The following is a 21,095-nucleotide window of genomic DNA, read 5'->3' as shown; positions in this document are numbered from 1 at the left end:
TGTACCGATCATAAGCGTTTTTTTGTCGCTATGATGGCATTTGCTTTTAAATTTTATAGGGCTAAATTAGGTAAATAGCCCTATAAAACCTAGTACAGAATTGTTGCTTGTCTAACTGAAATTGTTGCGTTTGCCTATAATTTGCGGAGCCAGATGTTTCTGAACTGTACCAGATCACCATGATCTTGCAGGATAATAGGGCCCGGGCCATGGCTCACCTGTTTCGGTAGTCCGATGTATTCCGTAGTGCCATCAATCTGGGTGTTGTTTTGGACGATGACACCGTTGTGAAGGACAGTAACTGTGCCTTTGCTGATCAGTAAACTGTCTTTATTAAACTGAGGCGCTTTGTAGATGATGTCGTATACATGCCATTTGTCGGGCACAATAACCTGCGCCAGGGGTGGGCGTTGTTTGTAAAGGCTTCCGGCGCCGCCATTGACATAGGTTGGATTGTTGTTGTTGTCGAGGACCTGGATTTCATAGAGGCCCTGCAGGAATATACCACTATTGCCACGGCCCTGTCCTTCACCTTTGATCAGTTCCGGACTCTTCCACTCAATATGGAGCTGAAAGTCGGTAAAATGTTCGGTTGTCTCTATATTTCCGCTTCCGGGTTTTACTTCAAGCGTATTATTGGCGACAGTCCAATTGGCTTTTCCCTTTTCGCTTTTCCATTTACTCAGATCCTTGCCGTCAAAAAGTACGATGGCATCACTCGGGATTCCTTTGTCAAGCGTTACAGTAGGCGGGACAGGAGTATAATATTCTGTGTCGCTGGCTTTCATATTCGTTTGGGCATAGACCGCGCTGGCACCGCATAGGATCGCCATCGTTAGTGCCGAAGGTAAAGAAAAGTTCATCTGTTTGGTTTTTGTTGTATTTAAACTTAGGAAAATTTGTTTTTATATACAATTATAATTTCAGAATAGGGTACATCCCTGCGCCTATGTCGGCGTATTCAGGATGTTTGCTTAAGCTGGATATCATGGAATTCGTTAAGGCTATTGTTTTTTTTGATTTGGAACAATTTGCTTAGGTTTGTGCATGGCAACCATTTTACAGACAGTATCCTTGAAAGAGGCGCGGTTTTATGCGCCAATTGGCTATTACGAAGAAGAGCAGATTCTCGGTAATGAATTTTTTGTGTCCATTGATGTCTGTTTTCCTTTTCATAATACGGAAACCGAAGATTTACGCAATACCTTAAACTACGAAGAGCTGTACCAGATTACAGCAAAGGTGATGCAGCCCAGGCGGAAATTGCTGGAATCTGCCGCCGCAGAGATTCTGGAGCAGATTAGAATGGCTGTGTCGCATGCCGAAACAATCGTGGTTGTCATCCGTAAATCAAACCCACCTTTCGGCGGCGATCTGTCCTTTTCGGAGGTCAGTCTCAAATACCTGAAAGATTAAATTCTCAAACTGGACCAGCGAAAGCTCGGAGTGCTTGCTTAATTTTGCGGATCCATTGTATAATGTATCAATCTAATTAAATGAATATTTACGATCTTGTTATAGCCGATAAGGAAAAGATAGCGCTAGCAGATGTTTTTTTAGCGGCAGATAGCCGTCAGAAACTCTTGCAGCTGATCAAGGAACATCGTTATATCCGGCAACTTTCGGAATATGGCCTGCCTGTAAGCAATAAGATTCTATTGCACGGTTATTCGGGCTGTGGAAAAACGACAACGGCAAAGGCGCTGGCGACAGCACTCGACAAGCCCATTTATGTATTGAATTTGAGCAACCTGATCTCCTCCCGTATCGGTGAAACTTCGCAGCATATCAAACATGCCTTTGATAAGGCAGGTCGTGAAAAAGCTGTGCTGTTTCTGGATGAGTTTGACCAGATCGGGAAAGCGCGCATCAGTGAAGAGAAAGATGTGGGTGAGATGCGCCGTCTCGTGAATACGATTATTCAGCTGATCGACTATTTTCCGGATGAAGCAGTACTGATTGCGGCAACCAATCATCCCGAAATACTGGACACGGCAATTGTCAGGCGATTCCAGCTTCGTCTGGCTTTTGAATTGCCGACTCAGGTACAGTTGGATACTTATTACGATACGTTGTTTTTGCCTTTTCCGCAATATGATCCGCTTGTGTCACGCATCTATGGGATCTCCTATGCCGAAGCAAAAGATTATACATATAATGCGGTTAAATTTTTGCTGATTGCGGCGCTGGAACATGAAGAAAAGCAGGGAGAGGAAAGTTAAGGCCTTACTTATTTTTGATGTTTTGTCAAATTCAGTTCTTCTGAAAACAGTTTGTCCACTGTGACGTTAATACGAATAACGCATAGTAGGACATGGCCGTACCGACGACAAAATTGTTCGATTTTAAAGCCTTTTTTAATTTAGGTATGCCAATATGTCTTTTGTTTTTGTGATAAAATGACATTTTGTCTTTGTTTTACGACTGGTACGTGAATTGAATATCTCCTACAAAAGAGTTAGAAAATAAAGCTTAAACAAAAAAATAAAAAAATTAGGAGGACAAAAAAATGGCATTAATTAAATTCCCTACGAAAAGTTTAAACACCGACGCAGTAAACCCATTTGTGAATACCGTATTTGACAATCTGTTCAACGACAATTTTATTTCAGATCGTTTGGTTTCACGTGTTCCTGCAGTAAATATCTCGGAATCTGAAAAATCATTTAAGATCGAAATGGCCGCTCCGGGATTGGATAAGTCAGATTTTAAAATCAATGTGGATAAAAATTTGATCACGATTTCAGCAGAGAAAAAAGACGAACAGACAAGTGAGGAAAAATTGTACAGCAAAAAAGAATTCAATTATAGTTCGTTTTCAAGATCATTCACTTTACCCGAAACTGTTGACTATAGTAATATTGAGGCAGCGTACGAAGGTGGAATACTGATCTTAACTGTCGGAAAGAAAGAAGACGCGATCATTGCAAAACGTTTGATCGAAGTAAAATAGTTGATATAACGCGCATCGTCAGACTTGGGCGACGGATGCTTCATAAGATAGTTTTTAGGTTTAGTTTATGTTTTAATCCCCTGGAATGCATTTAGATTCCGGGGGATTTTTTTATCCAATCTCTTCATATCCCGCGGCGCGTGGTACTTTGGCCAAATAGGGTTCCATTTCTTCGGGTAATTTGGTCAGCTTTCGTCGTTTTAAATCAAGCCAGGCACCGTCGACGTTGACGGTACAGCACAGTGCACCATCCTTGCGATAGACCTGATGTACAAAAGAAAACCGGCTGTTTGTCTTATTGTATCTGGTCAGTTCTACCTTAACCTGTACATATTCGTCTAGATGTACTTCCTTGGAGTAGATCAGCTCTTCCCTAAATAGAATCGGTCCGATCTGAAACTCGGCGAACTTATCCAGCGAGAACCCCATTTTATTTAACATATTGCTCCGTGCCTGTGCACAGATATCCGCATAAGCAGAATGGCGCATATGTCTATTGGCATCAATTTGTGCCCAGATAACCTGGCCTTCGTAAAATATATTTTCCATAATTATTATCCTGATTTGCCTCCTTTTTATGAACAATTTACATATTTTTAACTTAAGCTGTAACACTTTGTTTGTTTGCTATACATATTACCTGAAAAGATCTTAAAAGAAAAATTTACCAAGTGACCCATTCGGAAACAGAATTTCTTCGGTTGATTGACGAAAATAAAGGAATTATCGTCAAGGTGAGCCGTATGTATATGGATGACCATGAGGGACGGCAGGATCTTTATCAGGAAATTGTATATCAGCTCTGGAAGTCTTACGCCTCGTTTAAGCATCAAAGTAAGTTTTCGACCTGGATGTACCGTGTCGCATTGAATACCGCGATGGTATTTTTAAAGAAAGAGAAGAAACAGCAGATTTACGATAGCCTCGAGGAACGTCATGATTTTGCGGAAGAGTCCTATGATCCGGATAAAGATGAGCAGTTAAAAATATTCTATCAGGCAGTACATGAATTAAACGCGGTGGAAAAAGCATTGATCTTTTTATTTCTGGAAGGCCAGAGCCACCGTGAAATAGCCGCGCATTTAGGGATATCTGAAGTGAATGCGCGGGTTAAATTAAATCGTACCAAAGAGCGGATTCAACAAATCATTAAAAAATACAATTATGAATTTTGATGAATTAAAAAAATCTTGGCAAGAACAGCCTATGGATGAGGATTTACAAAATCCAAATCTTAAACATTATAAGGAAGTCAGCAATATCATGGCCAAACTGAGGCGCAATATCAAACGTGAATTTATTTCCTGGGTGGTCTGCATGTTTTTCCTGATTGCCGTACCTATGCTGCCTATCTATAAAATCTCCGGGTATGCGGCTTTTGCTTATTACTTTTTTATTGTACAGATCTCCCTGTCAAGCCTCCTCTACTACCGTAGATTCTATTATCTGATCAAAAGTGCCAGACAGATTGATCTGCTCGCGTCCCGTGAACATCTCCTGAAGTTGTATTATGACCTTAAATACGCCGTAGAGACCTATCGTATTGTAGCTTACGTCATGATTCCCCAGGGCTTATTTCTCTACCTCATTATGATCGGCCAAAATAGGGCAGTCGCCTGGTTTGAAAAATTATATCACTTCAAGGAGACTTTACAGCAGGATCCCAACTTTATTTTATGGATCATCTTGTCTGCAATTATTTCTATCCTAATTATTGTACTGATCACTGAAATTATGATCCGTGTCTATTACGGGGATTACGTCAAACAGATCAAAGAAAATTTGGATCAAATGGAAGCTGAATAGCTCGTTTTTGGACGGCCGAAACCTACTGGATAACTGAATTTTTACTTTCAGCAAACCGTGAAGCGAAAAAGGTAAGGTTTTTGTTCCGTATCTTGTTTTCGAAAATCCTTGTCCATGATGTACAATCCGACCAAGAAGTTACAGCGAAGTTCCCAGATATTAAGCATATTGGCAAAATATGGTTTCAAGGATGCTATTGCCCGGTTGCCCTGGAAAGGGCCAAGAGCGAGTTTGGAACGTAATATTGATGTTGACAAGATCGGCGTATATACACGTATCCGAATGGCTTTGGAGGAGCTTGGGCCTGCCTTTATTAAGTTGGGGCAGTCTGCTTCCACACGCGAAGGACTGCTCCCAAAAGACTTGGTCGAGGAACTCAAACGCCTGGAAGACAATGTGCCGCCTTTTGAAGTCAACATCCGAGAATATCTTGCTGAGGAACTGGGATTAGACACTACAGAACAGTTTCAGGCCATCGATGCCGATCCCTTTGCCGCAGCATCTATCGCGCAGGTATATCGGGCAACCTTAAAAGACGGAACAAAAGTCGTTTTAAAAGTACGCAGGCCTGGAATAGATGAGGTCATGCGCGTTGATCTTGCGCTCATGCGGGATATCGCCAAGATCCTGACCATGTACAATGATGCTCTGGAGAATCTTAATCTGTCGTTGATTGTCGAATCTTTTGCAATGACCCTACAGGAAGAAATGTCCCTGGTCATTGAACGGCATAATATCGAACGCTTCGCCAAGAATTTTAAAGGCAACAAGCTGATCAAAGTGCCCAGAGTCTATCCTGATCTGTCTACCGACCGCGTGCTCTGTATGGAATACCTCGAAGGATTCAAAGTGACGGATGTAGCAGAAATCAAACGGCGAGGAATGGATGTGGAAACCTTAGTGAAAAATGGGATCAACCTTTACCTGGAACAGGTGATTATCCATGGTTTTTTTCATGGCGACCCGCACCCCGGTAATATGATGGTGATGCCAGATGGCCGTATTGCCTTTCTGGACTTCGGCAACATGGGCAAATTGCTCGGAATTGACCGACGACAGCTCGAAGAGTTTATTCAGTCTGCAATTTCCGAAGATGCAGTTCGACTCGCTGACGTTATTGAAGATGTGGCTGTCGTGAGCCATATCCCTGACCGAAATCAGTTTGAACGCTCCCTGTACCAAATATTTGATATGATCGATAATGTTTCCCTGGGTGATCTTAGTCTCGATCTGCTGTTCAATAAACTCTGGAAAATCATCGGTGATAATCGTTTATATTTTCCAGAATATATCTATCAGCTTATGCGTGGCATCTCGCTGATGGAAGGTATAGGCCGTCAGCTTTATCCTGATCTGAATATCATGGAAAGCATTAAGCCTTTTGCGCGTCGGATTATGATGGAGCGGCTTTCGCCTGAAGCTATTTTTAAGAAAGGAAAACATAAGGTCGAATCCTTCGCCCGGGATGTGGAAAAGCTGCCGGAAGACATGCGCGCCCTGGTACGCCTTTTTCGTACAGGGAATTTTACGCTTAACCATCGCTTGATCAGTGCACGCTCGTTCAATGCCATTCTCCGTAAGGGGGTAAACCGGATTGTGATCGGTATTATGTTTATGTCGCTCAACTTATTGGGGGGAATGGTTATTGTCGCACGTATTGAACCTCAGTGGCTGGGGATCCCTGTTTTTGCCTGGATATGTCTGGGGTCGGCATGGGTCTTTGCGGTATATTTGTTTATCGCCATGATCAGGGCAAAGGATAATGATTAAATGACTTCGTTGGCATTAGCCTGTTTTTTTGAATGATTTATACAATGAATAATCTCGGATAACGACATAGCACAATACATATGATGGAAATCAATTTAATTGGAAAAAAGGCTCTGATCGGCGCCAGTTCTGCCGGTATTGGAGCGGGCATTGCTCAAGTGCTGGCATCCTGTGGAGCTTCGGTTACCCTGGCATCACGCAGCGAGGAGAAATTGAAGCATACGTTGGACAGTCTGGATACCTCGAAAGGGCAGCGGCACCAATATATCCGGGTCGACTATAATGATCACGAAGCCTATAAGGTGAAAATAGGTGACTATTTTCTGTCAAATAAAGTGGATATTCTGGTCAATAATTCCAACGGACCACAGGCGGGGACCATCGACCGGAAAAATCTAGCGGACTACCAGCATGCTTTTGAACTTTTGTTCCAGAATCATTGCTATACGACTTCTTGCGCATTGCCGTATATGTTGGCAAATGGTTATGGACGCATTATCAATGTATCCTCTTCCACTGTAAAAGAGCCCGTATCTAATCTTGTTTTATCAAATACCATCCGTACCGCATTGATCAGCTGGAGCAAATCGCTTTCGGATGATGTCGCAAAAAATGGCGTAACAGTCAATAGTATTTTAACAGGGTTATTCGATACCGAAAGGATTCAATCGTTGACTAATATGGATGCACAGCGGTTAGGTATATCGTATGAGGAAGCGCTACAGTTACGCTTAAAACAGGTGCCGGCCGCACGCCTAGGCAAACCTGAGGAATATGGTTATCTGGTTGCCTTTATTTGTTCAGAGTACGCTAATTATCTCACGGGGACTAATATTCCCCTGGATGGGGGTATGTTGAAAGGCCTGTAAGGTAAAAAAGAAATTCGCCCGAGAATGAGGGCGGCGAGCTTATGGCTGAGGAGTAGTAAACCTTTAAAAAAAGTGGCTATCCAAATCTTGGGTAGCCACTTTTAGTTTGTGTGATTTAAAAAACTTTCCTTAGTTCAAAACCAACTCAGTATTGACGATAATGTCTACATCGGAAGCAACAGCTTCTACACCTGAAGGTAATTTGTCGTTGTATTTTATACCAAAATCATGACGGTTAATTTTAGCTTTTGCTGTAAAGCCCGCACGTGTTTTTCCCCAAGGATCGGTAATGACACCGCCATTTTGAGTGACATCGAAGGTTACTTTCTTCGTTACGTCGCGGATGGTCAGATCCGCTACCATGATGTATTTACCTTTCAGCTTGGCATTTTTGAAGGTAACTGATTTTAACGTCATTTTTGGAAACTTTTCCGCGGCAAAGAAATCATCCGTTTTTAAATGATTGTCACGTGCTTCAATGCGCGTATCAACGCTATTGACATCAATGGAGAAATTTACTTTTGCATTGTTGAAACTTGTTGCGGTTGCGGTTTCCACTGTTCCCTCCACTTTGGTAAACTGACCATCAACGAAGCTGATGCCAAGATGTTTGACATCAAATCTCGCGTTGGTATGCCCGGGGTCTGCCGACCATTTTACTTGTGCCACAGCAACATTAACCATTAATACTGCTACTGCCAGAAATTGGAAAATTCTATTCATGTTGTTTTCTATTTGTTTATTTATCAAACGTTTAATTGTTCATAATGTTTGTTTGAACAAGCTTTTGCAAAGGTGGGATAATCTTAAATAGAAAAAATTGATGTAGGTCAAGAATTTCGATTGGGTTTTAAAATTTGTCTTTTTAAACGGCTCAGAAACTCCTGTGTGACCCCGAGATAGGAGGCGAGTTGCATATTCGAGATCCGTGGGTATATTTTAGGATACCTTTTGATAAAATCCAAGTAGCGTTCCTGGGCCGTAAAACCTATACTTGATATGATACGGTGCTGGGAGGCGATTTGTGCACGTTGGGCCATAATTCTGGAAAGCTTTTCATAGATCGGATGGTCTTCGTATAGTTTATCTTTATCGGTTTTCGATAAAGTAAGGACAACCGAATCTTCCAGGGCCTGGATATTCTGCAGAGCCGGTTCCTGATAATTGAAACTCGCAATATCACCGACCCACCAGTCTTCAATGGCAAATTGTAGGATATGCTCGATACCATCGGCTGTGACATAGAATGATTTAAACAGGCCACTGACGACATAGGCTTCATAGTGACAGATTTCACCGGCCCTTAAAAAGTAATCCTTTTTCTTGATTTTTCTGACATGATAACGCGATATAATATCATCTAATTCTTCTTCGCTGACATTGATACGCTTTTTTACAAATTCCTTGAATTGTTCCATTAGGGTGCAAAATACAAAATTTTACTTTTAATCCGACCGTTGATTTCAGCCAATTTTAAAGCAAAATAACCTAGCGGCGAAGCTTAGGGTGAAAGAAACAGCGGCATTTGCTGATTATGAACAATATGATGGTTCAGGTATCTATTAATTTGGACATTTTGGTGTAATATTTGAATAAAGAAAACGTAATTCAACTTGGTTTCATCAATAATTGGTATCTTTTATTGAAATTTTAAATTTTGGTAGAGGTCCAACGTTAAACATGTTCTAATGAAGTTTGTAGCACCTAATAAACTTGAGAATGATAAGGTCGTATTAAAATTGATTGACCCGGTCGATTTTGATGCCCTGTATCAAGTGGCGAAAGATCCTTTGATATGGGAACAACATCCTAATAAAGACCGCTGGAAGGAGGGTGTCTTTCGTGCATTTTTTGATGCGGCCCTGGAGAGCAAAGCGGCTTACCTTATTTTAGATAAAACAACCGGGCAATGCATAGGAAGCACACGGTATTATGGTTTGAATGAGGCTGAAAAGTCTATTTTCGTCGGTTTTACCTTTTATGCGAGAGCCTATTGGGGAGCAGGAATAAACCCTTTGGTCAAGGAAATGATGTTTGACTTTGCCTTTAATTTTGTGGATAGGATTTATTTGCACGTAGGGGCCGAAAATTACCGTTCACAAAAAGCGGTAGAACGTTTGGGGGCGAGCAAGGTGGCCGAGAAAATGGTGTCTTACGTCAACGAGCCCGAACGAAAGAATTTTGAATATGCCCTGGATAAGTCCACATGGCTCAGAGCCAAGCGATAAACAGCTGTTGCTTAGCTGAATTATCCCTTGACTCCGCTCAATATACTGCCGACAATAACGGTCAATACAACCAATGTAATGATGATATAGAGCTTATCTTTTTCAATAATAAAACCGAAGAGGGAACCGATTACCCGCACAATAGGTGTACAGATCAAGAGCAAAACCCCAAGTTGTATAATTTGGGGAATATTTTTGTTGAATACCCCAATGATAATCCCATGGATGGTGGTATTGGATTTTCCCTCACCGATAAAATCTCTGTAGTTGGGTACTGAATCCTGTCCATGGACTACCAGATACCAGATACCACCGATCGCCAGTATAGAGGAGGCCAGGATAACGCCTATGCGTAAAATTTGCCCCACCAAAAGTGAGATATCCTTATCACCCCAATAATTTTTTGAAAATACCTGTTTCATCTGCAAATAATTATTTTTTCATGTTTATTGCCAACGGCATGAACGAAACGTATTGTTAATCGTTAAAGACTTGTCCGCTTAAAATTTTTGTTGAAATCCATTGAAAATCATTTCGAGTGCGACCAATGTGATGGCTACAGCGAAAATAATGCGCAAGGTCTTGGGGTTCATTCGTTTCAAAAGCTTTGACCCTGTAATAGCGCCACAAAGTACACCCAAGATCACGGGAAAGGCGATGCCCGGGTCCATATAGCCCCGTTGTAGGTAAACCACAGCCGAAGCCGCGGCAGTAACGCCGATCATGAAATTACTTGTTGTTGTACTTACTTTAAACGGAATTTTCATCATGCTGTCCATGGCGAGTACTTTAAGGGAGCCTGAACCAATGCCCAGTAGTCCCGAGAGTACCCCGGCAACGCCCATCAATGAAAAGCCGCCGACGACATTGGTCAGTTTATAGGGAACAAGCTTACCTTCCGAGGGGTAGGTACTGTTCAGTTTTAACTTTTCGGCCAAAGCCGAACCACCGGATAGTGCATGTTCATTTTTCTTGCGCACCGTCATTGCAGCCGAAAAGATCAATACCACACCAAAGATAATCGCAATGGTATTGGTGGGCATGTATATCGCGATAACAGCACCGATGACAGCGCCAATTGTGGTTGCGATTTCCAGGAACATCCCGAGCCGAATATTGGTGATTCCTTCTTTGACGTAGGCGGTGGCTGCACCCGAAGAAGTTGCTATTGAGGCCAGTAGTGCTGCCCCAATGGCGTAACGGATGTCAACGTGGAACAGGAGGGTCAGCAATGGAATGACGACGACCCCTCCCCCCAATCCTGTCAGCGAACCTAAGAGTCCTGCTACAAATGCACCCAAAAGGAGGATGAGTGTAAAGGTGAGAATAGTCATATAGTTGTTTGTTGCTCCGGGGACATCAGATAGCCCCCGGAAGATAATTTGTTGTAAACTTAAGGGCTTTTTATTGTTTTTGAAACTTTGTGGCCCGAATAGATACAAATGTTACATCAGCATGTATCTCGAAAAAAGTACAGCCAGGTACCTCATGACGTAGGCAGTATTGAAGACCGCAAAGGGTCTGAATTAACTACATTAAAAAATAACAAGGCTTTCGTTGTTATCCTGATCAGATCTTTGGCGCAAAGAAAAAGGATATAGATTAAAAGCTCCTTAATAAATACTTAAAAAAAACTTAAAATTAACCGCCGGACGACAGGCTCCCCTGTATCCGTTGATCAGAAAATAGTATAGCAGATCTGATGGCGGCTACCTATCGGAAAGGGGATAGGGCGGACGGTCTTCATCTGCTGATTTAAGGAACGTGAGCACGAATGTATGTGCGGAATGCGTCGTATCGGCTTTGTATTCGACGCTTGCCTGGTGCGAATCTACAATGCGTTTGACAATCCTTAGACCCAAGCCCGATCCAGTGATTTCCGAAGCATTTTCCCCTCGGCTGAAGGCCTCAAAAATACGCTTTTGATCATTCGTGCTGAGGGGGGCACCGTGACTGCTGACCACTACTTTTAGCTGGTCCGAGGACTCATGGATAACAACAGTCACCTCGGGATGAAAAGAATAGAGTGCTGCATTTTTGAAAAGATTGACAAACGCTATTTCAATTAATTGGGCGGAGCAAAAAAGACTCAGTGTGGGGTCGTCGACGCCCTTTATAGAAAAGTCGAGCTGCAGGTCGGGAAAGATTTTTACTACCTTTTCGTATGCGATAAAAATAATCTCATCGATGCGTTCCTCCTGATAAGTAGTCTGTAGTGTTGCCGAATCAAATTTTGAAAGCATCATCAAGGAGTTTGTTACTTCCGAAAGATGCTGTGTCTCCTTTGAGATATTTTCAAGTACATGGCTGATGTCTTTATCAAGCTGATGCTGATGGCGGAGGTTCTCCAGTTGAAATGACATTCTGGCCAGCGGTGTCCGTAGCTCATGGGAGGCACTGGAGTTGAATTCTTTTTGGGATTCAAATGCATTGGACAGCCGCTTCAACATGGTGTTGAATGCCTGGGTCAATACCGCGATCTCGTCCGTATTTCCGGTGTAGTTAACCGGATTTGTCAGCTTACTGGCATTGATCTGCGTGATGTCTTTTTTTAGCCTGTCTAAAGGACTTAATAAATGCAGAATAAGGTTGTAACTAAAAAACCAGATCAGCAGGGCACTCAGTAAAAATAAGATGGTTAGTACGATGGCCAGGTGGTCTAATTTTTCGTTGCCCGAATAATCCTGGGCCTTTACCAAAAGATAGTAGGCCTGTTTGTTAATCAGATAATATTTGCCCAATATTTCATATTGATCCTGTTTATAGAAGATGCGTTTTTCATTTTCCAGTCGGTTGATAATGCGCTGATCCCAGGTAATGGTTTTATCTTTTACCGTGCTGAAAATAAGTTTTTTATTCTTGTCCAGGATAATGACGTCCTCATAAAAAAGTCCATCTTCAATATCCTGAAAGTAGATTTTATAAGATTCGCGGTCAAAGGAAGGGGTGTTGGCAATGTAATGTGAAATATAGTCCAGCTTATCTACCAGGCGCTGACGGAATTGATCATTCCTGAAATCGACGCTGGCGTAATAGATAATAAGCATTGCAATTCCAAATAAAATGGAGAAGACAATGCTAAAACCGATCGCTATTTTCTTTTTTAAAGTCATTTGTCGGCTGCAAGGTAATAACCAAATCCGGGGCGGGTGTGGATAAGCTTTTTTTCAAAATTCCTGTCTATTTTTTTACGTAAAAAATTAATGTAGACTTCGATGGTGTTTTGTGTTGTCAGAAATTGATTTTTCCATACTTCTTCTGAGATATACTGCTTTGACAAGGTGCGCCCATTGGCCTGAGCCAGGATCAGCAGTAACTGAAATTCTTTCTGTGTCAGGCTGATTTCCTCATTGGCCCGGAGGACGCGGGCTTCTTCGGGATAGATAACAAGATCATCAATAATCAAAGTTTTTAAGCTGTCGCTTTCCTTATACTGCTGCCGGCGCAGGAGTGAGTTGATGCGCATCAACAGCTCATCCAGCACAAAGGGTTTGACCAGATAATCGTCTGCGGCACGCAGAAATGCTTCCTTTTTGTCGCCGATATCATCATAGGCCGAAAGAATGATGATCGGGGTCAGCGCATCATGGCTTCTTATCTTCTTACAGATTTCAAGACCATTGATCTTTGGGACATTGATGTCCAACAGGTAAAAATCATATTTTTTTTGATGTGTCTGTGCCAGAAACTCAATGCCGTCAAAAGCCAGATCACAGGTAAAGCCCTGACTCAATAAAAAGGATTTGATTTCAGTCGAAAGAACCCTGTCATCTTCGAGTAGCAAAATGTCCACCATAATGTATGCATTGTCGTTTCGTAAAAATAAACAAATTTTGCCAACCGCATCAAAAGTAACTTTGGGATAGCGCCCTTCTGGTAATATCATTTAGTAACGTAAGATTTACACGAAGAAATATGAAACAAAAAGAAATATAAGTAAATTCAAATCGAAACTATAGATAAACATTATGGAAAGCAGAAGAGAGTTTCTTCGAAAGACCTTGTTATTTTCAGGAGCCGCTGGTATTGCTAGCTTTATGCCGGCATCCATTCAAAAAGCCTTTGCGATAGATCCCGTGGCGGGGAGCAGTTTTCTGGATGCGGAGCATATTGTGATCCTGATGCAGGAAAACCGTTCTTTTGATCATACCTTGGGAAGCTTATCCGGTGTACGTGGCTTTAACGATCCACGTGCCGTACGCCTGCCCAATGGTCTGCCAGCCTGGTATCAGACGGACAAATCGGGTAGGGTATTTGCTCCTTTCCGCTTAAATCTCAAAGACAGCAAGGTGACCTGGATGGGCTCCCTTCCACACAGCAGGGCAAGTCAGGTTGATGCCTTTAATCAGGGGAAATATGACCAATGGTTGACGGCAAAGCAATCCGGAAATAAGCAATATGCCGCCATGCCGCTGACATTGGGGTATTTTAACCGCGAAGACTTACCTTTTCATTATGCACTGGCGGACGCTTTTACCGTATGCGATCAAAATTTCTGTTCGGGCATGACCAGTACAACCCCCAACCGTTCGTTCTTTTGGACAGGAAAGATCACCGAAATGAAGGACGGTCTGCAAAAGGTCAATATTCGCAACGATGATTTTGGGTATGGCAAAATGACCTGGCAAACCTTTCCGGAACTGTTGGAAAAGAATGGCATCGATTGGCGCTTTTATCAGAATGAAACAAGCTGTGGCGGAGGCTTATCGGGTGAAGAACGCGCCTGGTTGTCCAACTTCGGCTGTAATCTGCTGGAATTTTTTCAGGCCTATCAAGTGAAGTTCAAAGATACTTATGTCAGCAATCTTGTGGCGCAGGTGCGCGATCTGCCGGGGCAGATTTCGGGGCTCGAAGAGCGGTCTCCCGAATCGGAGGAAAATGCAAAGAAAATCCGTGCTGATATCCGTAAGAAAAGCGAAGCACTGGGACGGGCCGAAGCCGAACTGAAGGAATTCAACGCAGATCAGTATAATAAGCTTTCTGATTTTACCAAATCGCTGCATCAGCGCGCATTTACCATAAATAAAGGGGACGATAATTATCGTAAGCTTGAGGCTCTGCAGTTTAAAGACCAAGGCAAAAAACGGACGGTCGAAGTACCCAAAGGTGACGTGCTCGATCAGTTCCGAAAAGATGTCGATGGCGGAAAATTGCCTGCGGTATCTTGGCTGGCCGGTCCAAAAAACTTTTCCGATCATCCCAGCGCACCTTGGTATGGTGCTTGGTACGTCTCGGAAGTCTTGGACATCCTGACCAAAAATCCCGAAGTCTGGAAGAAGACTATTTTTATCATTACTTACGATGAGAATGATGGGTATTACGACCATGTGAAACCTTTCCTGGTTCCAGATCTGATGAAAAAGGATACCGGAGCCTGTTCAGCGGGGATAGACAGCGAGGTTGAAATGGTGCGGCTGGACAATGAACTCAAACAGGGGATTCCGAAGAAACAGGCCCGGGAAGGGGCCGTCGGATTAGGCTTTCGTGTGCCGATGTATATTGCATCACCTTGGTCGCGTGGCGGAAAAGTCTGTTCACAGGTATTCGACCATACGTCTACCTTACAGTTTTTAGAATACTTCTTTAATCAAAAATACAACAAGAATATCCGCCTAGATCATATCAGTGCCTGGCGAAGAACAATCTGTGGTGACCTGACATCGGCTTTTACGCCATTTGTCCAAAGACAGGAACAGCTTCCTTTTCTGGAGCGGAACCAATATATAGAAACTATCTACAATGCACAGTTCAAGAAAGACCCTGGCGGATTTGCGGAGATCACAGATCTGAACCGGGCTAAACAGCAGGTATGGACGCCACAATTCAATCGTATACAGGAAAAGGGAATTCGTAAATCTCCTGGTTTGCCTTATGGCCATGATGTCTTTGGTTATGTGCAGAACGGTATATTTCATATGACGATGCTGGTGGATACCACCCTCTTTGGTCAAAGGACCAGTGGGGTGCCTTTCAATGTGTATAGTCCGCTTGCCTATACCGATGCGGCGGGACAAACCGAAACCTATCGAAACTGGAATTTTGCGGTTAAGGCGGGAGATCGACTCAGCTATCAATGGGATCTTAATAAGTTTGAAGGCGGAGAATATGCCTTTGATCTGCATGGACCAAATGGCTTTTACCGGAGGTTTGCCGGGCATAAAGATGCGCCGGCGCTCGTAGCTACGGTGTCGCCGGAATTTAAATCACTGACCAGAACGCCAAGCGGGAAGCTGCTGTTGACTTTGAAGAACCTCGACGTAAAGGCCGTTCAGGTGGAAGTCAAAAGTTTGCATTATCAGACCTATAGATCAACAAAAGAAATCGAAGCTGGTAAAGAGCTGGCCCTGATTGTGGATGTTGCCGAACAGGGCAATTGGTATGATTTTACCATTATGGGGCTGGGTGGTGCAAATTTCGGATTACAGCTTGCCGGGCGATTGGAGACTGGCGCGGAAACCACCACAGATCCTTTATTGGCCTAGTTTTTTTTCGTCAGCATGGACGGGATAAGATTGCTGCAGCAGAACTGAATTTCGCTGCGAGATCTTTTGGGTGGTTAATTAGGCATTGGCTAATTATGACTATACCCCTATGTGAAGTCCCGTGACTTACGTTAAAGCTGTGGCATATAACGGTAAAATTGGGTCTGCGGACCGCCATACTACATTATAAAGTGATCAACTGTTATATGACAATAAAGGCGGTTTCCGGAAACCGGGTCTGAATATATGTCCGCAGATAGCGCTGCGTATCTGCGCTAATGGTATTGTCTTCGGGTACAGGGAATGTATTGTAAATCACTGTGTGCAGTTGAATCCTACGTCTGGCAACCGCCTCCAGGCTAAGCAGGGTATGGTTGATGCTGCCCAATTTTCCGGACGTTACAAAAAGCAAAGGGTAGTCCATTTCCTTGATATAATCTATAATCAGGTAATTCTCCGTGAGCGGCACCATTAAGCCTCCGGCGCCTTCAATCAGTACAGCGTCATAACGTTGGCTTAATTGGATTGTTGCCTGCCTCATTTTTTCAAAATTAATTTCCCGTTTATCTATACGTGCCGCCAGATGAGGGGAGGCCGGGTAACTGAAAATTTCAGGCATGGTTATTTTTTGCATGTCCTCCTGCGTAAAAGCGATTCCCATAAGTTCTCGGTGTAGGATAATATCTTCTGAAATTGATGTATTTCCTGTCTGTACCAGTTTCTGGGTTATTGTGCGCAGACCAGCTGCATTCCATTGTTTTGCGATAAAGCCGGTCGCATAACTTTTTCCGATCCCTGTATCTATGCCAGAGACAAAATAAATGTTGTTGTTCATTTCTTTTTTTATCATTCAATTTCTAGTATATCGCTGTTGCTAATCAATTACTTGTATTGATTAGCTGCTAGTTTTTTGTCTTTCGATAGATTTTACTTTCGATCAGCCGATATGCATACATGCATTTTTTCTGTTTAGCGATCCCTTCTTTTTTTTGCAATAATATAGATGGGATGGTAGGTCAGTGTAACCTGCCTTCCTATCGTATAGCGTGCTGTATAGGCATTACAATAAGCTTGCAGTTTGCCTTTTGTCCAGCGGTGGCTTGTTATGCCTGTTACTCCGGTTTGTCTTAGGTGGTCAAGTACCTGTAAAGGGTTGTCAACATAGAGTCTGATCCGTTCTTCCTCGGCGAGCAGAATTTCATAACCCAAGTCGACTAGTTCTGCTACAAGTTCTGATTTCGAACCATAGCTGAGACCGACCTGTATTGTTGCAGTCATCTCGTGCATATTTTCCTCGCCAAAGGTGCTAAAAGCAAGAATACCATCTGCAAGGAGGGCAGAATGACAGCGTGCAAAGAAAGAGTCGCGGCGTTCAAACCATTGGATGGTAGAACAGGAGGCAATCACATTCAATTGTTCGGGGAAGGTGCAGCTTTCGGCGTCATCACAGATAAAACTGTATTGGCTTGAAGGGGGGAACTGCAAGGGGGCCTGCAGTAAACTCCGGACTGGACACTCCTCTGGTGGCTTAACCATATCTGTTACCCGGGTTATCATTTCTGGACTAATGTCATTGAAGAAGACATGCTTTGGTAAAAAATGTTGGAGCAATAGGCTGGAGAAAAGGCCGGTTCCGCAACCTATTTCCAATACACGGTCTGGTTTCATTGGAATAAATTCCTGCAACAGCGTGATCATTTTTTCGGCAATTTGACCTTGGATCACAGCTGTTGAATGATAACTTGGTGCGGCTTTGGAAAAGCGGGATCTAACCCGCTGTTTGTCGATCATTATTTTCATTTTAAACTATAGCTATTTTAAACCTGCTGCAAAAGCGCTTGAACTATTTTCGGGGGATAATGGCCAGCATCGAAAAATCTATGTGGAGTATGATTCCAGGCGCGTTGCTGATTTTCTGGGCTAAAAATTCGGTCTTCCGTTCCGATGTAAGCCTGAGCCCAGTGAAAAGCCATATCTGAAGACGCTCCGACCTGCTCTTCGATCGCGATCAATTCCTTTCGAAGGCTTTCGATATCACGCTTGGGTGCCCTGGCAAGAAATTGTTGCAACAGGTTCCTGGAGCCACACATACGTAGCCGGAATTTATCCAGTGTCCGTTCGCTCAGTGTGGCAAGGGTACTTTTGAATACTTGGCTGGGAATACCTTTTTTGTCATCGATCGGAAACGCCGTGCCATTGATTGCTGTACAGGTGCGGATTGGATAATTTCTGGATTTGAGCTCGGGTAATACCTGTGTGGCGGCCCATACCCCCATAGACCAGGCAAAAACCCAGATTTCCTTATATCCCCCGAGCAGGCTTTCGTCCAGTGCAAGGGAATGGTAGTCATAGGCAATGATCAGGTCCCTGTCGGGCCTGCCGTATCCCAAAAAAGGCTGTTCATCCATTCCCCAGCCCGCAAAAAATAATACAAGCTTTTTGTTGGACGAGCTGGTATAATCCATCAGAACAGGATTGTCCGGTTTTACGGCATGAAACGCGGGCGTAATTTTTTTGAGTATCATAAGTTTGCCGAAAGTTGATGAATGAGTGAGGTTTTTATGCCTGCTGTTAATGAAATGCGTATTCTTGAGGTTCCTTCCGGTACAGTGGGCGGACGGATAGGAAGTACATAAAATCCCTTTCGTTGCAGGTCCTCAGCTTTCAGTACTGTCGTCTTGCTGTCTCCGATAATAAGGGGAAGAATATGGCTTTCCGAACGACAATCATAACCTTTTGCGAGGATCTGCTGTTTGAGCAATATGCTGTTTTTTTGGAGTTGCTGACGGCGGTCCGTGAAACTATCCAAGCGCTTCAGGACAAATAAACTCCACATCAGGTTGACCGGAGGAAGAGCTGTCGTAAACAGTAATGTTCGCATTTTATTGACCAAATAGTCACGGATAGCCTGCCGACAGACTAGATATCCGCCCAGGGAAGCCAGTGCTTTTCCAAAGGTTCCGGTCAGAAAATCAATCTCGGCAATGCAATTTTGTTCCTCGGCACAACCAAGCCCTTTTATACCGCGGACACCCACCGCATGCGCCTCGTCGACATACAGCAGAACATTAGCATAGCGATGTTTGAGACCGACCAGGTAACCTAAGTCTGTGCAGTCGCCGTCCATACTGAAAATACTTTCAGTAACGATAATGATGCGTTCAAAGCGGGAAGCATAGGTTGCCAATAATCCTTCGAGATGGGCATGGTCGCCATGGCGGTACCGAAAATGTTGAGCCTTCGAAAGCCGGATGCCGTCAATTAGACTGGCATGTACCCATTTGTCGGCGAGGATGAGGGTACCTCTATGGCAGATAGCAGGAAGGATGCCCACGTTCATGTGGTAGCCACTGTTAAAAATCAGTGCATTTTCGGTGCCAAACATCATGCTGAGCTGCGTTTCAAGTGCTGCGTACAGCATATGATTTCCTGTCAACAGGCGTGAGGATGAGGCGCTGAAAAAGGCATTGTCCTTATTGAGCAACTGAAGGAATTCTTCGCGTAGTTCGGTATCTCCTGCAAGATCCAGGTAGTCATTTGAAGAGAGGTTGTAGCTCGTCTGCTCTCCCTGTCTTATGGTATTTCCCTGTTGGGTAATCCGGGGAAGCTCGCGGCTATTGCCTTGTTTTTCGAGTTCGTGGAGCTCATCCACGAAGCTATGCGGTAGATTGTTTTCCATTAATTGATTTCTCTGACAACTCGAAGCAAAGCCTGTGTTAATCTGTCAAGCTCCGTGGCACTAATGATAAAGGGCGGCATGATATAAATCAGTTTGCCAAAAGGCCTGATCCAGACACCTTCTTCAATAAATCTTTGCTGTATTTCGGCCATGGGGACAGGGACCTTCATCTCAATGACTGCGATGGCGCCTAGCACCCTTACGTTTTCAACCTGAGGGAGGTTTTTTGCCGGGGTAAGCGCTTTTACAAGCTGAGCTTCAATGGATTTGACCTTTGCTTTCCAGTTTGTGGACAACAATAATTTGACCGATGCATAGGCTACGGCGCAGGCCAGTGGATTAGCCATAAAAGTCGGGCCATGCATAAATGTGCCGGGCTTACCATTGGAAATCGTTTCAGCGATAGCAGTGGAGGTGATGACAGCTGACAGCGTCATATATCCCCCTGTCAATGCCTTTCCGATGCAGAGGATATCCGGTACTATGGCAGCATGTTCGTAGGCAAAGAGCTTCCCCGTACGTCCGAATCCCGTGGCAATTTCATCAAATAGCAGTAGGATGTTATTCTCTTTACAAAGTTTAGCTGCCCGGCGCAGGTATTCGGGATGATAGAAACGCATCCCGCCGGCACCCTGGACAATGGGTTCAAGGATCAGCGCGGCCAGTTCGTCCCGATGTGTTCGGATCAGCTCAGCCAGGGAAGCAATATCGCTCTCGTCCCATGGCTCATCAAACCCGATCTTGGGGGCCTCTGCAAAATAACGTAGTGGAAGGGTATTGCCGAAAATGCGGTGCATTCCGGTTTCAGGGTCGCATACGGACATAGCATTCCAGGTGTCACCATGGTAGCCTGAATGAACGGTGACAAAATTAGTTTTGTTGACCTTGTTTTGCGCTACCCAGTATTGTAACGCCATTTTAAGTGCCACTTCCACGGCAACGGAACCGGAATCGGCATAGAATATTTTGTTGAGCGAAGATGGCGTGATGTCGAGGAGTATTTTACCCAGCGCAATTGCCGGCTCGTGTGTCAACCCGCCAAACATCACATGGGACATGCTGTTGAGCTGTGCAGTTACCGCAGCATTTAGGACTGGGTGGTTATAGCCATGGATGGTACACCACCAGGATGACATCCCGTCGATAAGCTGCTGACCGTTGTCCAGTTCGATCATACAGCCCTCGGCGCGACGGACCTTGTAGGCCGGTAGGGGATCCTGGATCCGGGTATATGGATGCCATAAATGTTGTCTGTCGAAATCGTCCGTGGCGTCGTATTGTATCATTATTTTTATTTTCTTTTCAAAA

The 21,095-nt window shown here is 43.8% G+C and carries 22 protein-coding genes; 9 read left to right on the top strand and 13 right to left on the bottom strand.

The features are described 5' to 3' along the window. Positions 1 to 134: 134 nt before the first annotated feature. A complete protein-coding gene (locus tag D7322_RS24005; RefSeq protein WP_121126731.1) occupies positions 135 to 863 on the bottom strand; it encodes a 3-keto-disaccharide hydrolase in 729 nt (242 codons plus the stop codon). A gap of 184 nt (positions 864 to 1,047) precedes the next feature. Here D7322_RS24005 and D7322_RS24000 point away from each other — a divergent pair, with 184 nt between their 5' ends. The 3 genes from D7322_RS24000 (at position 1,048) to D7322_RS23990 (ending at position 2,953) form a co-directional block, all read left to right on the top strand. Beyond that, positions 1,048 to 1,416 carry a dihydroneopterin aldolase gene (locus tag D7322_RS24000; RefSeq protein WP_121126730.1) on the top strand — a complete coding sequence of 123 codons (369 nt, stop codon included), beginning with the start codon at positions 1,048 to 1,050 and terminating at the stop codon, positions 1,414 to 1,416. An 80-nt stretch (positions 1,417 to 1,496) separates the two neighbouring features. Then, positions 1,497 to 2,222, top strand: a complete 726-nt coding sequence (locus D7322_RS23995) for an AAA family ATPase (RefSeq protein ID WP_121126729.1) — start codon at positions 1,497 to 1,499, stop codon at positions 2,220 to 2,222. Between the two features lie 287 nt (positions 2,223 to 2,509). Continuing rightward, on the top strand, positions 2,510 to 2,953 hold the full coding sequence (locus D7322_RS23990) for an Hsp20/alpha crystallin family protein (protein ID WP_121126728.1): 444 nt from the start codon (positions 2,510 to 2,512) through the stop codon (positions 2,951 to 2,953). Positions 2,954 to 3,064: 111 nt separating this feature from the next. On the opposite strand, the gene D7322_RS23985 is transcribed toward D7322_RS23990, so the two are convergent. Then, positions 3,065 to 3,502 carry an acyl-CoA thioesterase gene (locus D7322_RS23985; protein ID WP_121126727.1) on the bottom strand — a complete coding sequence of 146 codons (438 nt, stop codon included), beginning with the start codon at positions 3,500 to 3,502 and terminating at the stop codon, positions 3,065 to 3,067. A gap of 122 nt (positions 3,503 to 3,624) precedes the next feature. Here D7322_RS23985 and D7322_RS23980 point away from each other — a divergent pair, with 122 nt between their 5' ends. The 4 genes from D7322_RS23980 (at position 3,625) to D7322_RS23965 (ending at position 7,398) form a co-directional block, all read left to right on the top strand. Beyond that, positions 3,625 to 4,128 (top strand): RNA polymerase sigma factor, encoded by a 504-nt coding sequence (locus D7322_RS23980; protein ID WP_121126726.1) that lies wholly within the window; start codon positions 3,625 to 3,627, stop codon positions 4,126 to 4,128. Beyond that, a complete protein-coding gene (locus tag D7322_RS23975; RefSeq protein WP_121126725.1) occupies positions 4,118 to 4,759 on the top strand; it encodes a hypothetical protein in 642 nt (213 codons plus the stop codon). The genes D7322_RS23980 and D7322_RS23975 overlap by 11 nt, the downstream gene beginning before the upstream one ends. Before the next feature lie 114 nt (positions 4,760 to 4,873). Beyond that, complete coding sequence (locus D7322_RS23970; protein WP_121126724.1) at positions 4,874 to 6,529, top strand: ABC1 kinase family protein; 1,656 nt, start codon at positions 4,874 to 4,876, stop codon at positions 6,527 to 6,529. A gap of 80 nt (positions 6,530 to 6,609) precedes the next feature. Continuing rightward, on the top strand, positions 6,610 to 7,398 hold the full coding sequence (locus D7322_RS23965; protein WP_245971445.1) for an SDR family oxidoreductase: 789 nt from the start codon (positions 6,610 to 6,612) through the stop codon (positions 7,396 to 7,398). A gap of 129 nt (positions 7,399 to 7,527) precedes the next feature. Here D7322_RS23965 and D7322_RS23960 read toward each other — a convergent pair whose 3' ends face one another. Together D7322_RS23960 and D7322_RS23955 are read right to left on the bottom strand one after the other, a co-directional pair. After that, positions 7,528 to 8,121, bottom strand: a complete 594-nt coding sequence (locus tag D7322_RS23960) for a YceI family protein (protein WP_121126723.1) — start codon at positions 8,119 to 8,121, stop codon at positions 7,528 to 7,530. 107 nt (positions 8,122 to 8,228) lie between these two features. After that, complete coding sequence (locus D7322_RS23955; RefSeq protein ID WP_121126722.1) at positions 8,229 to 8,816, bottom strand: Crp/Fnr family transcriptional regulator; 588 nt, start codon at positions 8,814 to 8,816, stop codon at positions 8,229 to 8,231. A 270-nt stretch (positions 8,817 to 9,086) separates the two neighbouring features. Here D7322_RS23955 and D7322_RS23950 point away from each other — a divergent pair, with 270 nt between their 5' ends. Beyond that, positions 9,087 to 9,626 carry a GNAT family N-acetyltransferase gene (locus D7322_RS23950; protein WP_121126721.1) on the top strand — a complete coding sequence of 180 codons (540 nt, stop codon included), beginning with the start codon at positions 9,087 to 9,089 and terminating at the stop codon, positions 9,624 to 9,626. A gap of 20 nt (positions 9,627 to 9,646) precedes the next feature. Here D7322_RS23950 and D7322_RS23945 read toward each other — a convergent pair whose 3' ends face one another. The 4 genes from D7322_RS23945 to D7322_RS23930 form a co-directional block, all read right to left on the bottom strand. After that, positions 9,647 to 10,048 (bottom strand): DUF1634 domain-containing protein, encoded by a 402-nt coding sequence (locus D7322_RS23945; RefSeq protein ID WP_121126720.1) that lies wholly within the window; start codon positions 10,046 to 10,048, stop codon positions 9,647 to 9,649. Between the two features lie 78 nt (positions 10,049 to 10,126). After that, positions 10,127 to 10,960: a sulfite exporter TauE/SafE family protein gene (locus tag D7322_RS23940; RefSeq protein WP_108636901.1), complete on the bottom strand. Its 834-nt coding sequence runs from the start codon at positions 10,958 to 10,960 to the stop codon at positions 10,127 to 10,129. A 375-nt stretch (positions 10,961 to 11,335) separates the two neighbouring features. Next, a complete protein-coding gene (locus D7322_RS23935; RefSeq protein ID WP_121126719.1) occupies positions 11,336 to 12,739 on the bottom strand; it encodes a HAMP domain-containing sensor histidine kinase in 1,404 nt (467 codons plus the stop codon). After that, a complete protein-coding gene (locus tag D7322_RS23930) occupies positions 12,736 to 13,512 on the bottom strand; it encodes a response regulator transcription factor (protein ID WP_220700163.1) in 777 nt (258 codons plus the stop codon). The genes D7322_RS23935 and D7322_RS23930 overlap by 4 nt, the downstream gene beginning before the upstream one ends. Positions 13,513 to 13,594: 82 nt before the next feature. On the opposite strand from D7322_RS23930, the gene D7322_RS23925 reads away from it, so the two are divergent. Further along, the gene (locus D7322_RS23925; protein ID WP_121126718.1) at positions 13,595 to 16,108 is read left to right on the top strand and encodes a phosphocholine-specific phospholipase C; all 2,514 of its coding nucleotides are present in this window, start codon (positions 13,595 to 13,597) and stop codon (positions 16,106 to 16,108) included. 202 nt (positions 16,109 to 16,310) lie between these two features. Here D7322_RS23925 and bioD read toward each other — a convergent pair whose 3' ends face one another. The 5 genes from bioD to bioA all read right to left on the bottom strand — a co-directional run bounded on the left by bioD (position 16,311) and on the right by bioA (position 21,073). After that, positions 16,311 to 16,958, bottom strand: a complete 648-nt coding sequence (gene bioD / locus D7322_RS23920; protein ID WP_220700162.1) for a dethiobiotin synthase — start codon at positions 16,956 to 16,958, stop codon at positions 16,311 to 16,313. Between the two features lie 119 nt (positions 16,959 to 17,077). Next, the gene (gene bioC / locus D7322_RS23915; RefSeq protein WP_121126717.1) at positions 17,078 to 17,908 is read right to left on the bottom strand and encodes a malonyl-ACP O-methyltransferase BioC; all 831 of its coding nucleotides are present in this window, start codon (positions 17,906 to 17,908) and stop codon (positions 17,078 to 17,080) included. A gap of 17 nt (positions 17,909 to 17,925) precedes the next feature. Further along, complete coding sequence (locus D7322_RS23910) at positions 17,926 to 18,633, bottom strand: DUF452 family protein (RefSeq protein WP_121126716.1); 708 nt, start codon at positions 18,631 to 18,633, stop codon at positions 17,926 to 17,928. After that, positions 18,630 to 19,787, bottom strand: coding sequence for an 8-amino-7-oxononanoate synthase (locus D7322_RS23905; RefSeq protein WP_121126715.1), 1,158 nt, complete (start codon positions 19,785 to 19,787; stop codon positions 18,630 to 18,632). Before D7322_RS23905 ends, D7322_RS23910 begins: the two co-directional genes overlap by 4 nt. Next, positions 19,787 to 21,073 carry an adenosylmethionine--8-amino-7-oxononanoate transaminase gene (gene bioA, locus D7322_RS23900; protein WP_183078827.1) on the bottom strand — a complete coding sequence of 429 codons (1,287 nt, stop codon included), beginning with the start codon at positions 21,071 to 21,073 and terminating at the stop codon, positions 19,787 to 19,789. Before bioA ends, D7322_RS23905 begins: the two co-directional genes overlap by 1 nt. Between the last annotated feature and the right edge of the window lie 22 nt (positions 21,074 to 21,095).

The sequence above is a fragment of the Sphingobacterium puteale genome (assembly GCF_003627955.1).
Taxonomy (GTDB): Bacteria; Bacteroidota; Bacteroidia; order Sphingobacteriales; family Sphingobacteriaceae; genus Sphingobacterium; species Sphingobacterium puteale.
Note: the sequence above shows the minus strand (reverse complement) of the source record. Positions and strands in the feature narration are given on the sequence as shown.